This is a genomic window from Erwinia sorbitola (assembly GCF_009738185.1).
Taxonomy (GTDB): domain Bacteria; phylum Pseudomonadota; class Gammaproteobacteria; order Enterobacterales; family Enterobacteriaceae; genus Erwinia; species Erwinia sorbitola.
Genome location: NZ_CP046509.1, coordinates 3,909,477 through 3,923,947 on the forward strand (window position 1 = coordinate 3,909,477; position 14,471 = coordinate 3,923,947).

Below are 14,471 nucleotides of genomic sequence, written 5' to 3' on the forward strand. Positions count from 1 at the left end.
ACATTTAACAGGCAGAGTTACGCGTTAATCTGTGCGTGCATTTCCTGTACGGAGATAACCTGCTCCGTCGCGCTGGCATGCAGCGAGGTGGTGGTGGCAAATGCCCCGTTCAACGTGGTGTCGTAGTGCACTTTGTATTGCAGGGCGCTGCGGCGAATCAGCTTGGAATCCTCAATCGCCTGACGTCCCGCAGTGGTATTGACGATATAGACATATTCGCCATTTTTCACGCGATCCTGAATATGTGGGCGCCCTTCATGAACCTTGTTCACCTGGCGCACCTCAATCCCGGCGGCTTTCAGCACTGCGGCAGTTCCTGCGGTAGCATCCAGTTCGAAACCAAAGTCTTGCAGACGACGAGCCAGCTCAACGATGCGTTTCTTATCACCTTCGCGCACTGACAGCAGCGCCCGACCACTTTTCTTCATGATGCTCTGCGCGCCCAGCATGGCTTTGCAGAAAGCTTCGGCAAAGGTACGGCCCACGCCCATCACTTCGCCGGTGGAACGCATTTCCGGGCCAAGGATAGGGTCAACGCCCTGGAACTTATTAAACGGCAGCACCACCTCTTTCACCGAGTAATACGGTGGGATGATCTCTTTTGTCACACCCTGAGCAGCCAGCGTTTTGCCCGCCATTACGCGTGCGGCTATTTTTGCCAGCGGCATTCCGGTCGCTTTAGAGACGAACGGCACCGTACGTGCGGCACGTGGGTTAACTTCTATCAGGTAAACTTCGTTATCCTTCACGGCGAACTGCACGTTCATCAGACCGCGTACGCCCAGTTCAAAGGCCAGCTTTTTAACCTGATCGCGCATGACGTCCTGGATTGCCTGACTCAGTGTGTAAGCAGGCAGTGAACAGGCCGAGTCACCGGAGTGCACGCCCGCCTGCTCGATATGTTCCATAATGCCGCCAATCAGCACCTGTTCACCGTCGCAGATGGCATCAACGTCGACTTCTACTGCGTCATCAAGGAATCGATCCAGCAGCACTGGTGCATCGTTTGAAACCGACACCGCCGTGTTGAAATAGCGCTTCAGGTCGATTTCGTCGTACACAATCTCCATCGCGCGGCCGCCCAGTACATAAGACGGGCGCACCACCAGCGGATAGCCAATCAGCGCGGCTTTTTCTACGGCCATTTCAATGGCTGTTACGGTCGCATTGGCGGGTTGTTTCAGGCCCAGGCGCTCAACGGCCTGCTGGAAACGTTCGCGGTCTTCTGCACGGTCAATGGCATCCGGGCTGGTACCAATCACCGGTACGCCTGCGGCTTCCAGCGCACGCGCCAGCTTCAGCGGAGTCTGACCACCGTACTGCACGATAACGCCCTTCGGCTTCTCGATACGCACGATTTCCAGCACATCTTCCAGCGTCACCGGCTCGAAATAGAGGCGGTCAGAGGTGTCGTAATCGGTAGAAACAGTCTCAGGGTTACAGTTAACCATGATGGTTTCAAACCCGTCTTCACGCAGCGCCAGCGAGGCGTGTACACAGCAGTAATCAAACTCAATACCCTGGCCGATACGGTTTGGACCGCCGCCCAGCACCATAATTTTGTCACGATCCTGGTTAGGATTCGCTTCGCACTCCTCCTCGTAGGTGGAGTACATATAGGCGGTATTGGTTGAGAACTCTGCCGCACAGGTATCAACGCGTTTGTAGACCGGGTGCAGGTTATGCTGCTCGCGCAGTGCGCGGATTTCCGCTTCAGAAACGCCTGCCACATCGGCCAGGCGTGCATCAGCAAAGCCTTTACGCTTGAGGGCGCGCAGGAAGTCATAGCTCAGGCCGTTAATGCCCTGCTCTGCTACCTGCTGCTCCAGCTGCACCAGCTCTTCTATCTGTACCAGGAACCAGCGGTCAACGTTGGTCAGGCCGAAAACATCCTCCACGCTCATACCCGCACGGAAGGCATCAGCGATATACCAGATACGGTCACAGCCAGCATCTTTCAGCTCACGGCGAATAGTGGTGAGCGCTTCCGGGTCGTTGAGATCCACTTTCGGGTCGAAGCCGTTAGCGCCCACTTCGAGACCGCGCAGGGCTTTCTGCATTGACTCCTGCAAGGTACGGCCAATCGCCATCACTTCACCAACAGATTTCATCTGCGTGGTCAGACGGTCGTTAGCACCGGCAAACTTCTCGAAGTTGAAGCGAGGAATTTTGGTGACAACATAGTCGATAGAGGGTTCGAAAGAGGCTGGAGTCAGGCCGCCGGTAATATCGTTGGTCAGTTCATCCAGCGTAAAGCCCACGGCCAGCTTGGCGGCGATTTTCGCAATCGGGAAGCCGGTCGCTTTTGATGCCAGCGCGGAAGAGCGCGATACGCGCGGATTCATCTCGATAACAATCAGACGGCCATTTTCCGGATTTACCGAGAACTGCACGTTTGAACCACCGGTTTCCACGCCGATTTCACGCAGCACCGCCAGCGAGGCGTTACGCATGATCTGGTACTCTTTATCGGTGAGGGTCTGCGCTGGCGCAACCGTAATCGAGTCACCGGTATGGATACCCATGGCATCGAAGTTTTCAATTGAGCAGACGATGATGCAGTTGTCGTTTTTATCACGCACCACTTCCATCTCATACTCTTTCCAGCCAATCAGAGACTCATCAATCAGCAGCTCATTGGTTGGCGACAGGTCGAGACCGCGTTCGCAAATCTCTTCAAACTCTTCGCGGTTGTAAGCGATGCCGCCGCCGGTGCCACCCATGGTAAATGACGGGCGGATAATGCACGGGAAGCCCACGTCAGCAGCAACTGCCAGCGCCTCTTCCATGGTATGCGCAATACCGGAACGGGCGGTATCCAGACCGATTTTCTTCATCGCGACATCGAAACGACGGCGGTCTTCGGCTTTATCGATGGCATCGGCAGTGGCACCAATCATGGTGACACCAAATTCAGCCAGCACGCCCTGACGCTCCAGCTCCAGCGCACAGTTCAGCGCAGTCTGGCCGCCCATGGTTGGCAGCACTGCATCCGGGCGCTCTTTCTCGATAATTTTGCGCACTACTTCCCAGTGAATAGGCTCGATATAGGTCGCATCGGCCATATCCGGGTCGGTCATAATGGTGGCGGGGTTAGAGTTCACCAGGATAACGCGGTAGCCCTCTTCACGCAGCGCTTTACACGCCTGCGCACCAGAGTAGTCAAATTCGCAGGCCTGGCCGATAACAATCGGGCCAGCACCAAGGATCAGGATACTTTTTATGTCTGTACGTTTTGGCATTTTCTTTCTCTCCCGATCTTATTTAGCTGCTTTAATCAGTTCGATAAAGTGATCGAACAGGGGGGCCGCATCATGTGGGCCTGGGCTGGCTTCAGGGTGCCCCTGGAAGCTGAAAGCTGCTTTATCGGTGCGGTGAATGCCCTGTACCGTGTGGTCAAACAGCGAAGTGTGCGTGACGCGCAGATTAGCGGGCAGGTTGCTGTCATCGACGGCAAAACCGTGGTTCTGCGCGGTGATCATCACGGTGTTATTGTCGTGATCTTTCACCGGATGGTTACCGCCGTGGTGGCCAAGCTTCATCTTCACGGTTTTTGCACCGCTGGCCAGCGCCAGAAGCTGATGACCCAGACAGATACCAAACACCGGAATATCAGTTTCCAGCAGGCGCTTAATCGCGCTGATTGCATAGTCACACGGTTCCGGATCGCCAGGGCCGTTTGAGAGAAACACGCCGTCTGGATTCAGCTTCAGCACTTCTTCAGCAGAAGTCTGCGCCGGTACCACCGTCAGACGACAGCCGCGATCGACCAGCATACGCAGGATGTTGCGTTTCACACCGTAGTCATAGGCCACTACGTGGAACGGCAGGTCAGCAACGGCCCGCGGTGCAGGCAGCTCGCCTTCCAGCGTCCAGCTACCCTGCTGCCATTGATAGGCATCCTGCGTGGTGACTTCTTTCGCCAGATCCATACCTTTCAGGCCCGGGAAGGCTTTAGCTTTTTCCAGTGCTACTGCGGCATCCAGTGCATCGCCCGCAATAATACAGCCGTTCTGTGCCCCTTTTTCGCGCAGCAAACGGGTCAGCTTACGCGTATCGATATCGGCAATAGCGACAATGTTGTGACGAGTCAGATAGTCAGACAGGCCTTCTTCATTGCGATAGTTGCTGGCAATCAGCGGTAAATCACGGATAACCAGACCCGCTGCATGTACCTGAGTTGATTCTTCGTCAGCTGAGTTGGTGCCGACATTGCCGATATGAGGATAAGTGAGGGTGACGATTTGGCGGGAATAGGAAGGATCAGTGAGGATTTCTTGATAACCGGTCATTGAAGTGTTGAAAACAACTTCTCCCACTGCCGATCCGGTTGCCCCGATGGCCCGACCGTGGAATTGGGTTCCGTCTTCCAGAACCAATAGCGCTGACTTAATCAAAACATCCTCCAGGGGAATAAACAGTCACAATATCTGCATATTAATTCAGGAATGACCCCAAAATCAATGCAAAAACCGCCTGACTGCTCAGTTTTTGGCAAATTGCGCGCATTCTAATGATCGCCCTCACCCTTGTCTACCCTGTGAGGCCATTTTTCTGTGTTTTTTAACTAACTGGCGATAAATCCGGAAGATTTACCCCGAAAGCATGACACATCCCGGTCATAAAATCGGTTGCATAGACGCTGACATATGATTTCAGGTTGCGAGGAGCAAAAAACCAGACCAAATGGTCAAAAACAGCAATTTGAACGGATGAAAAACAGAGATAACCATCAATTATATGCATTACGAGAAGAAATAATATTTAAGATGCCATTTTTACAAAATAAAAAGGGCAATAAAATTATTGCCCATCCAATCAAAACTTTATGATTGAAATAACCACATCACGATGGTACACAACACTTATAAATCATCAAGATTTAACACGTTACGCATATCAAAAAGACCTGATTTATGCGCTTCCAACCAAATTGCAGCACGAACCGCGCCATTAGCGAAGGTCATACGGCTTGAAGCCTTGTGGGTTATCTCTACACGTTCGCCAACATCTGCAAACATTGCGGTGTGCTCACCGATGATATCTCCGGCACGTACGGTGGCAAAACCAATGGTCTGGGCTTCACGTTCACCGGTATGGCCCTCACGGCTATAGACCGCATGCTCATTCAGGTTCCAGTTCATTGCATCGGCAATCGCTTCCCCCATCGCCAATGCTGTCCCCGATGGTGCATCAACTTTATGACGGTGGTGCGCTTCAATTATTTCAATATCCGCATAGTCACCCATCACTTTGGCGGCTTTCTCCAGCAGCTTCAGCACCAGATTCACACCCACGCTAAAGTTAGCGGCAAAGACAATACCAATATCAGCAGCAGCGGCCTGGATGGCGGCTTTACCTGCCTCATCGAAACCGGTGGTGCCAATCACCATCGCTTTTTTATGCTGACGGCAAAACTCCATATAGTGCAGCGTGCCTTCCGGACGGGTGAAGTCGATCAGCACATCGAAGTCGTTGACGACCGCATCCAGATTATCGGTCACCTTTATGCCCAGCGGCCCACAACCGGCCAGCTCACCAGCATCAGCACCCGTCAATGAAGAACCTGAACGTACCAGCGCCGCGCCAAGACGTGCGCCTTCAGCCTGAACCGTCGCCTGAATTAACTGACGTCCCATACGCCCTGCGGCTCCCACAATGGCGATACGGACTTCTGCATTACTCATAATTATTCATTCCTGACAGATTTCTATGCATATACGGCTTACACAGATTAACCATGCGTTAACCTCTGTGCCACACTTAAAACAACATAATAAGAATTTTACGCCAGCGCGTGAGGATTATCAGTAAAACAGATTTTGTAAGGATTGGGGAAGGAAATGGAGGGGGGTTTGTGGCAGGGGTCGGGAATACCGACCCCTCAGGCGATCACTCTACCTGTCTGACTTCAACTCTTAACTCTTTCGGCACTTCAAAAACGATATTTTCTTCGCGGCCAATCAGCTCGATAGCGCCCACACCGCCCAGAGCATTCAGGCGCTCGATAACCTGCTGCACCAGAATATCCGGGGCAGACGCTCCAGCGGTCACGCCGACACAGCCTACACCCCTGACCCACTCTTCCTGAATATCATCAGCTGAGTCAATCAGACGCGCCAGCTTACCGGCTCGCTGTGCCAGCTCTGCAAGGCGGTTTGAGTTCGAGGAGTTTTTCGAACCGACCACCAGTACCACATCAGCATCACGAGCCAGCGTACGTACCGCTTCCTGGCGGTTAGTGGTGGCATAACAGATATCGTCTTTACGCGGGCCAACAATCTTCGGGAAACGGGCGCGCAGTGCGTCGATCACCTCATAGGTGTCATCAACAGAGAGCGTGGTTTGCGTCATAAAGCACAGGTTATCTTCATCTTTAACCTGAAGCTCCCAGACATCCGCCGGTGCTTCCACCAGGTACATTCCCCCTTTCGGGTTGTTGTACTGGCCCATTGTCCCTTCCACTTCCGGGTGCCCCGCATGCCCGATCAGGATAGCTTCTGTGCCTTTACGACTGGCACGCGCCACTTCCATATGCACTTTGGTGACCAGCGGACAGGTAGCGTCAAACAACATTGTCAGCTCACGCGCTTTCGCTTCTGCCCGCACCGCCTGCGAGACGCCGTGAGCCGAGAAGATCAGGATAGAACCATCCGGCACTTCAGCGATCTCTTCAATAAAGATCGCCCCGCGCTCACGCAGACTGTTTACCACATAGCGGTTATGCACCACTTCATGCCGCACATAGATAGGCGCGCCATACATCTCCAGCGCGCGCTCCACAATGCTGATAGCACGATCAACGCCGGCGCAGAAACCGCGCGGGTTAGCCAACAGGATCTGCATTGCTCGTCTCCCGTACCGGATCAATTTCCAGCACTTCTACGTCAAAGTGAATGGTCTGCCCGGCCAGAGGGTGATTGAAATCAACGGTGATCGAATCACCGGAGATTTCACGGATCACACCCGGCATCTCGTTACCGTCCATGCCGCTAAACAGCATGATGGCACCGATTTCCGGCTCCCCCGCCTGCACAAAGTCACGGCGCGAAAAATACTGGATAAGGTCAGGGCTGATGCCGCCAAATGCGTCTTCCGCTTCCAGCGCAAAAGCACACTTCTCACCCGCTTTCAGCCCAATCAGATGACTTTCCAGCCTTTCTGACAGGCTGCCATCGCCAAGACAAAACAGCGCCGGTTTCCCGTGACTGCGCGTGGATTCCGCAGTGGAACCGTCCGCCAGTTTTAAGGTGAAATGCACCAGCACTGCGCTGTCACGCTGTACAGAATCGGTCATGCTTACCCTTTATTCTTAGCCTGTTTGCCGGACGGGCTGATAAACCCTTCCAGCACGATCAGCGCGGCTCCAAGACAGATAGCGCAGTCGGCAATATTAAACGTGGCAAAGTGCCAGTCATCGACATAGAAGTCGATGAAATCCACCACAAAGCCATGATATGACCGGTCAAACAGGTTGCCCACTGCGCCACCAACGATCAGCGCATAGGCGATGTTATTCAGTTTATTGCTCGCGCTGGTGCGATACATCATCACCAGCAGCACCACGACGATAGCAATAGCGATACCGGCAAAGAACCAGCGCTGCCAGCCACCTTTATCGGCGAGGAAGCTAAACGCCGCGCCGTAGTTGTGAGCATAGAAGAAGTTAAAGTATGGCATCACTGACATTGATTCGTGCAGCATCAGATTATTCATAATCCACTGCTTACTGGCGAAATCAATGGCAATCACCACCAGCACCAGCCACAGCCAGCGCAATCCGGTTGAGAGAACAGGTCTGCTCATCATGCAAACTTACGCTGTTCGCCGCTGCCCGCGACGTTAGTGACGCAACGACCGCAGACATCCGCATGTTCTGCGTTCTGACCGATGTCGTTAGTGTAATGCCAGCAGCGTGGGCATTTCTCGCCTTCTGCTTTGTTCAGGGCAATTTTCAGACCTTTCACCACGTCACTCTGCTGCGCATCGTCGCTCGCCTGCGCATAATCAGCGACCTGCGCGCCAGAGGTCAGCAGCACAAAGCGCAGCTCTTCACCCAGGCTGGTCAGCTTCGCCGCCAGTTCGGCATCGGCATACAGCGTTACGCTGGCTTCCAGAGAACCACCAATACGCTTATCCGCACGCGCCTGCTCGATCACCTTGTTGACTTCACCGCGTACTTTCAGCAGTTCAGCCCAGTAGCTGTCGTTCATTGGCTGATTCTCTTCCAGGCTGAACAGCCCGTCGAACCACTCTTCGGTAAACACATACTGGCTGCGTTTGCCCGGCAGGTAGCCCCAGATTTCATCAGCGGTGAAGGACATGATCGGTGCCATCCAGCGCACCAGCGCCTCCGCGATATACCACAGTGCGGTCTGGCAGCTGCGACGTGCCAGTCCATCAGATTTGGCGGTGTACTGACGGTCTTTGATGATATCCAGATAGAAGGAGCCCATCTCAACCGAGCAGAACTGCATCAGTCGCTGCACGACTTCGTGGAAATCATAGGCTTCATAAGAAGCCACGATATCCTTCTGAGCATCCAGCGCACGGCCTACTGCCCAGCGGTCAACGACCACCATCTCTTCTGGTTTCACCAGATCGGTTTCCGGATTGAAACCAGCAAGGTTCGCCAGCAGGAAACGTGCGGTATTACGGATACGGCGATAGCTGTCAGCAGAGCGCTTGAGGATTTCGTCAGAAACGGCGATTTCACCGGAGTAATCAGTTGATGCCACCCACAGACGCAGGATATCAGCGCCCAGCTTGTTCATCACGTCCTGCGGGCTGACGGTATTGCCCAATGACTTGGACATCTTGCGGCCCTGGCCATCAACGGTGAAGCCGTGCGTCAGTACCTGACGGTAAGGTGCTTTACCCTTCATCGCGGTAGAGATCATCAGCGAGGACATAAACCAGCCACGGTGCTGATCCGAACCTTCCAGATACATGTCGGGTTCGTTGCCGCCAAACTCAGGGCGGGCATCCACTACGGAATAGCTGGTTGATCCTGAATCGAACCACACATCGAGGGTGTCCGGCACTTTGACATAGTTGTCAGCATCGGCACCCATCAGCTCGCGGGCATCAAGATCCCACCACGCCTGAATGCCGTCCTGCTCTACGCGCTGGGCAACTTTCTCCATCAGCTCCAGCGAGTCCGGGTGCAGCTGCTCGGTGTCTTTATGCACGAACAGCGCCATCGGTACACCCCAGGTGCGCTGGCGTGAGATACACCAGTCCGGGCGGTTAGCAACCATCGATTCGATACGCGCCTGGCCCCAGTCAGGGATCCACTGCACGCCTTTGATCTCTTTCAGCGACTGCGCACGCAGGCCTTTTTGATCCATGCTGATAAACCACTGCGGGGTTGCACGGAAGATGATCGGTGTTTTGTGGCGCCAGCAGTGTGGGTAGCTGTGATGCAGTTTCTCTACATGCAGCAGCGCACCTTTTTCACGCAGCAGCTCAACGATCATATCGTTGGCTTTAAATACGTTAACGCCGTCCAGCGTTGGGTAAGTTCCCGGCAGGAAGCTGCCGTCCGGCCCAACCGGGTTAGCCACTTCAATGCCGTATTTCTGACCGATAACATAGTCATCCGGGCCGTGACCTGGTGCCGTATGTACCGCACCAGTACCGGCTTCCAGGGTCACATGTTCGCCCAATACTACCGGGGACGTATGGCCAAGGAACGGATGCTGGAAGCCCATCAGCTCAAGGTCTGCGCCTTTCGCTTCGCCCAGTACAGTCCAGGAGGCAATGCCAACGCGCTTCATCACGCTGTCGACCATATCTTTCGCCAGGATCAGCGCGCGGCCATCAATCTGTACCAGCTGATACTCGAACTCAGGATGCAGGGAGATAGCGCGGTTAGCGGGCATGGTCCATGGAGTGGTGGTCCAGATAACCAGGGCAATCGGGCCATCAACGCTGGCAGCAGCGAATTTAGCCTGCACCGCGTCTTTATCGACGGCGTTAAACATCACATCGATGGAGGGTGACGTTTTGTCGTAATATTCAACTTCGGCTTCAGCCAGCGCAGAGCGGCAGTCCAGGCACCAGTGCACCGGCTTGGCACCTTTGTGCAGGTGACCATTACCAATGATTTTGCCCAGCGCACGGATGATATTGGCTTCAGTTTTGAAGTTCATCGTCAGATACGGACGATCCCAGTCACCCAGCACGCCCAGACGGATAAAGTCGGCTTTCTGCCCTTCCACCTGCTCGGCTGCATATTTGCGGCAGGCTGCACGGAACTCAGAGGCGCTGACTTTCTCCCCCGGCTTGCCGATCATCTGCTCAACTTTATGTTCGATAGGCAGACCGTGGCAGTCCCAGCCAGGAACATAAGGTGAGTCATAGCCCGCCATGCCTTTCGACTTAACGATAATGTCTTTCAGAATCTTATTAACTGAGTGACCAATATGAATGCTGCCGTTCGCGTAAGGAGGGCCATCATGCAGAATAAAGGTTTTTTTCCCTTTCTTGGCTTCGCGGATGATGCCGTACAGTTTGTCATCATACCAACGTTGCAGCATGCCCGGTTCGCGCTTGGCCAGATCGCCACGCATCGGGAACCCCGTTTCCGGCAAATTCAGGGTAGATTTATAGTCACTCATCAGATTCTCGGTTCCGTATGTCGGTTCTATGTAAACTTAAACCGATGTCTTCAGCCCAAAAAAGGTTCGGGCAGTCACCACATCGTTTGCAATTTGTTCTTTCAGTGCGTCGAGCGAGGCAAAACGCTGCTCGCTACGTATTTTTTCGCGCAGCACCACTTCAATATGGCGCCCGTAGAGGTCAAGAGAGACATCAAGCAGATGTACCTCCAGCTGCTGGCGCAGCCCCGCTACGGTTGGCCGGGTACCGATATTTGCCACACCTGGCAACGGCGCACCCAGCCCTAAAACTTCAACGGCATACACCCCTTTAACCGGGGAAACCGTACGACGCAGCGGCAGGTTAGCCGTAGGAAAACCAATGGTGCGGCCCAGCGCATCGCCATGCACGACACGGCCAGAAATGCTGAAAGGACGCCCCAGCAGAGTCGCGGCCATTGACAGATTGTCCTCTGCCAGCGCCTGGCGAATCGCCGTGCTGCTGATGCGTTTACCATCATCGCAGAATGTCTGGGTGCTGATGACATCAAAGCCATATTCCACGCCAGCATTCTGTAATAACAGGAAATCGCCCTGGCGACCAGCGCCAAAACGGAAATCATCCCCTACCGCGAGGAACTGAACGCCCAGTTTATCAACCAGCAGATCGGCGACAAAACTTTGTGCCGTACGGGCGGCAAAGCGGCGATCGAAATGCACACACAGCACTGCATCAACGCCAGCCTGTTTAAGGTAACGAACTTTTTCCCGCAGGCGCGTCAGGCGCGCAGGTGCTTTCTCCGCTGCAAACAGTTCCAGCGGCTGAGGCTCAAACAGCATTACCATTACCGGTAAATTACGCTGACGCCCCTCTTTGCATAGCTGCGCCAGCAGCGCCTGGTGGCCGCGATGTACGCCATCGAAATTACCGATGGTCAGTACGCAGCCGCGATGCTGCTCTCTAAGGTTATGTATGCCGCGGATAAACTTCATGGCTGGCTCAAATTTGTGGAAATCGGCGGATTATACCTTGTACAGGCGTGAAGGTTAACCCACGAATACCGGCTTTCATGCTTTCTTCTCGCCATTTAGCTCTGTATGGTGCTGATCCGGAGCGAGTTGATATTTTTCTTGTGAATAAGCTGTATTCGACTGCATGAAGCTGATAGAATCTTGCGCCATCGAAACGTAATCAAGTGCCACTGTTTGACCGGCGCTTATTTGCACAAATCCATTGACAACCGAAGGCGAAAAGGGCATATTCCTCGGCCTTTGAATTGTCCTCATAGAACTATTTGGGAGTTGGACCTTGGCTAATATCAAATCAGCTAAGAAACGCGCCGTAACGTCTGAGAAGCGTCGTAAGCACAACGCTAGCCGTCGTTCAATGTTGCGTACTTTTATCAAGAAAGTTTACGCGGCTATCGCTACTGGCGATAAAGCGGCTGCGCAGAATGCATTTAATGATATGCAACCAATTGTGGACCGTCAGGCAGCTAAAGGCCTGATCCACAAGAACAAAGCTGCACGTCATAAAGCAAATCTGGCTGCACAGATCAGCAAACTGGCTTAATGTCTGTTTGTTAATCAAGCTTTGATAAAGAAACCGCTTCGGCGGTTTTTTTATTTTTTATCCCTTCAGACAGATGTCTGCTGCTCTCTGTTACCTGTTTAAAAAATCATCCTCCAGAAAATAATTCGCTGAAGTCACGGCTACAGATGCGCTGCACCGCCGGGTGTTGAATCATTCTTTCGGCAAAAATAACGTGATACTCCTCCATCACTGTCTCGATACATCCCAGTTCGACAATTCCCTCATGATGAAAACTCTCGCGCCCGTAAAGCGTAGGAGCCACAAAGATCGCCTGATTTGCCACACCAAACGCCTTCATCAGCGCCGCATCATCAAACTCCCCCAAAATATCGACGTTCAGCCCCTGCGACTGGAACCAGTTGAGCACTTTACGGCCCAGCATAGAACGGCGGCCGGGGATCAAAAGTTTATGGCTGCTCAGACACTCAGGAAATGGCAGCGGTGGCAGCGGTGCATGGCACCAGAAACTTACCGCGCACTCGCCAAGCTTCACGGAGAACAGCCCCTCCTGCAATGAGGAACCCACTGAACAGTCGGAGAGAATCATATCCAGCTTGTGCTGACTAAGCTGCTCCAGCAGTAGCTCATGAGTGGATTCAAAGCAGCGCAGATGAATAGGCTCACCCGCGACTACTGCCGTTTCCAATATTTTGCTGACTACTCGCTTCGACAGGGCATCCGCCACGCCAACGTCGAACAGCAGGTTCGCCTCCTTGCGATAGTTGACGATATCCAGCATCTCCTGGCTGAGAGTGAACATACGGTCAGCATAGCGGAACACCAGCTGCCCCAGCTCAGACGGCACCAGACCGCGTCCCTGACGTTTAAACAGTTTGCCTTGCAGACGCTCCTCCAGCGATTTCAGCTGCCCGGTGACGGTCTGAGGGGCCAGATTCAGCACCTCAGCCGCACCGACCACGGAGCCGGTTTTGCACACTTGCCAGAAATAGTAGAGGTGGTTGTAATTCATCTGCGACATAGCCGGCTACCGTGCAATTAATGCTGCGGCTGCGGGCGCAGTTTAATCCGCAGCAGAATATAGCCCGCAACTGCTGACAGCACTGAACCAGTCAGAATCCCCAGTTTCGCCAGCGTTACCATCTCCTCGTGCGCCGCATCAAACGCCAGCGAGGCGATAAAGATCGACATGGTAAAGCCAATACCGCACAGCACGCCGACGGCAGCAATATCCACCATCTTGGTATTTTCCGGCAGAGCGGCAATTTTCAGCTTCACCGATAGCCAGCAAATCAGCGTAATGCCCAGCGGTTTACCCACCAGCAGGCCAAGAATGATCCCCAGCGGAACCATAGAGAACAGCCCGTCAAACGAAACGCCATTCAGTGAAACACCGGCATTGGCAAAGGCAAACAGCGGCAGAATAAGCCAGCTCACCCACGGATGCAGACCATGTTCCAGCTCGATAGCTGGAGAGTGCCCATCCTGTTTTTTCAGTGGAATAAACAGCCCGACAATCACACCCGCCAGCGTGGCATGTACCCCAGACTTCAGCACCGCCACCCACAGCACTATGCCGACCAGCAGGTATACCGAGGTTCTGCGCACGCCGCACAGGTTGAGTACAGCCAGCACCACAATGGCAGCCGCAGCAACGCCCAGTGAGGTCAGCGACAGGTCATTGGTATAGAAAAAGGCGATAATCACAATCGCGCCAAGATCGTCGATAACGGCCAGCGCCATCAGGAACATTTTTAGCGCCGGAGGTACGCGGCTGCCGAGCAGCGCCAGGATACCCAGCGCAAACGCAATATCCGTAGCCGCAGGAATCGCCCAGCCGTGGATAGCCAGCGCATCGTTATGGTTCAGCGCTGCATAGATCAGCCCCGGAGCCAGCATTCCGCCCAGTGCCGCGATCAACGGGAACATCGCCCGCTCGCGCCCCCTCAGCGATCCCATCATCAGTTCACGCTTCACTTCCAGACCAATCATCAGGAAAAACAGCGCCATTAACGCATCATTAATCCATAGCAACAGGTCTTTATTGATATCAAGTGCGCCAATGCGGAACTGAACCGGCAGCGCCAGAATGGCATGATAGGCCTGCTCAGTGCTGGCATTATTGGCAAGAAACATTGCTACCGCAGCGGCGATAATCAGCACCACGCCGCCAGTGGCATCGTTCTTTAAGAGTTTTTTTAGAAAGAGGGTCATAACAGGCTCCGCTGTAAATCTCAGAGGGTTAAATCAGATGACCGCTAGCATACGTCTTTCGACCGCTCGAAAAAAACAGTTTATTCCCGCATCAGACATCGGAA

At 53.7% G+C, this 14,471-nt stretch carries 11 protein-coding genes; 1 reads left to right on the top strand and 10 read right to left on the bottom strand.

Annotation, left to right across the window (positions count from 1 at the left end; all coding sequences use genetic code 11):
- Positions 1-17: 17 nt before the first annotated feature.
- The 8 genes from carB to ribF all read right to left on the bottom strand — a co-directional run bounded on the left by carB (position 18) and on the right by ribF (position 11,594).
- A complete protein-coding gene (carB, locus tag GN242_RS17805) occupies positions 18-3,242 on the bottom strand; it encodes a carbamoyl-phosphate synthase large subunit (RefSeq protein WP_154752707.1) in 3,225 nt (1,074 codons plus the stop codon).
- 18 nt (positions 3,243-3,260) lie between these two features.
- The gene (gene carA / locus GN242_RS17810) at positions 3,261-4,397 is read right to left on the bottom strand and encodes a glutamine-hydrolyzing carbamoyl-phosphate synthase small subunit (protein ID WP_156287937.1); all 1,137 of its coding nucleotides are present in this window, start codon (positions 4,395-4,397) and stop codon (positions 3,261-3,263) included.
- A gap of 468 nt (positions 4,398-4,865) precedes the next feature.
- A complete protein-coding gene (gene dapB / locus GN242_RS17815; protein ID WP_154752709.1) occupies positions 4,866-5,687 on the bottom strand; it encodes a 4-hydroxy-tetrahydrodipicolinate reductase in 822 nt (273 codons plus the stop codon).
- Between the two features lie 205 nt (positions 5,688-5,892).
- The gene (gene ispH, locus GN242_RS17820) at positions 5,893-6,846 is read right to left on the bottom strand and encodes a 4-hydroxy-3-methylbut-2-enyl diphosphate reductase (protein WP_154752710.1); all 954 of its coding nucleotides are present in this window, start codon (positions 6,844-6,846) and stop codon (positions 5,893-5,895) included.
- Positions 6,827-7,297 carry an FKBP-type peptidyl-prolyl cis-trans isomerase gene (fkpB, locus tag GN242_RS17825; protein WP_154752711.1) on the bottom strand — a complete coding sequence of 157 codons (471 nt, stop codon included), beginning with the start codon at positions 7,295-7,297 and terminating at the stop codon, positions 6,827-6,829. The genes ispH and fkpB overlap by 20 nt, the downstream gene beginning before the upstream one ends.
- A 2-nt stretch (positions 7,298-7,299) precedes the next feature.
- Positions 7,300-7,809 (bottom strand): signal peptidase II, encoded by a 510-nt coding sequence (lspA, locus tag GN242_RS17830; protein ID WP_156287938.1) that lies wholly within the window; start codon positions 7,807-7,809, stop codon positions 7,300-7,302.
- Positions 7,806-10,622 (bottom strand): isoleucine--tRNA ligase, encoded by a 2,817-nt coding sequence (gene ileS, locus GN242_RS17835; protein WP_154752713.1) that lies wholly within the window; start codon positions 10,620-10,622, stop codon positions 7,806-7,808. The genes lspA and ileS overlap by 4 nt, the downstream gene beginning before the upstream one ends.
- A 36-nt stretch (positions 10,623-10,658) precedes the next feature.
- Positions 10,659-11,594 carry a bifunctional riboflavin kinase/FAD synthetase gene (ribF, locus tag GN242_RS17840; protein ID WP_154752714.1) on the bottom strand — a complete coding sequence of 312 codons (936 nt, stop codon included), beginning with the start codon at positions 11,592-11,594 and terminating at the stop codon, positions 10,659-10,661.
- Positions 11,595-11,910: 316 nt separating this feature from the next.
- Here ribF and rpsT point away from each other — a divergent pair, with 316 nt between their 5' ends.
- The gene (gene rpsT, locus GN242_RS17850) at positions 11,911-12,174 is read left to right on the top strand and encodes a 30S ribosomal protein S20 (RefSeq protein ID WP_048914793.1); all 264 of its coding nucleotides are present in this window, start codon (positions 11,911-11,913) and stop codon (positions 12,172-12,174) included.
- A 106-nt stretch (positions 12,175-12,280) separates the two neighbouring features.
- On the opposite strand, the gene nhaR is transcribed toward rpsT, so the two are convergent.
- Together nhaR and nhaA are read right to left on the bottom strand one after the other, a co-directional pair.
- The gene (gene nhaR, locus GN242_RS17855) at positions 12,281-13,174 is read right to left on the bottom strand and encodes a transcriptional activator NhaR (protein WP_154752715.1); all 894 of its coding nucleotides are present in this window, start codon (positions 13,172-13,174) and stop codon (positions 12,281-12,283) included.
- A 17-nt stretch (positions 13,175-13,191) separates the two neighbouring features.
- Positions 13,192-14,367: a Na+/H+ antiporter NhaA gene (gene nhaA / locus GN242_RS17860; protein WP_154752716.1), complete on the bottom strand. Its 1,176-nt coding sequence runs from the start codon at positions 14,365-14,367 to the stop codon at positions 13,192-13,194.
- Between the last annotated feature and the right edge of the window lie 104 nt (positions 14,368-14,471).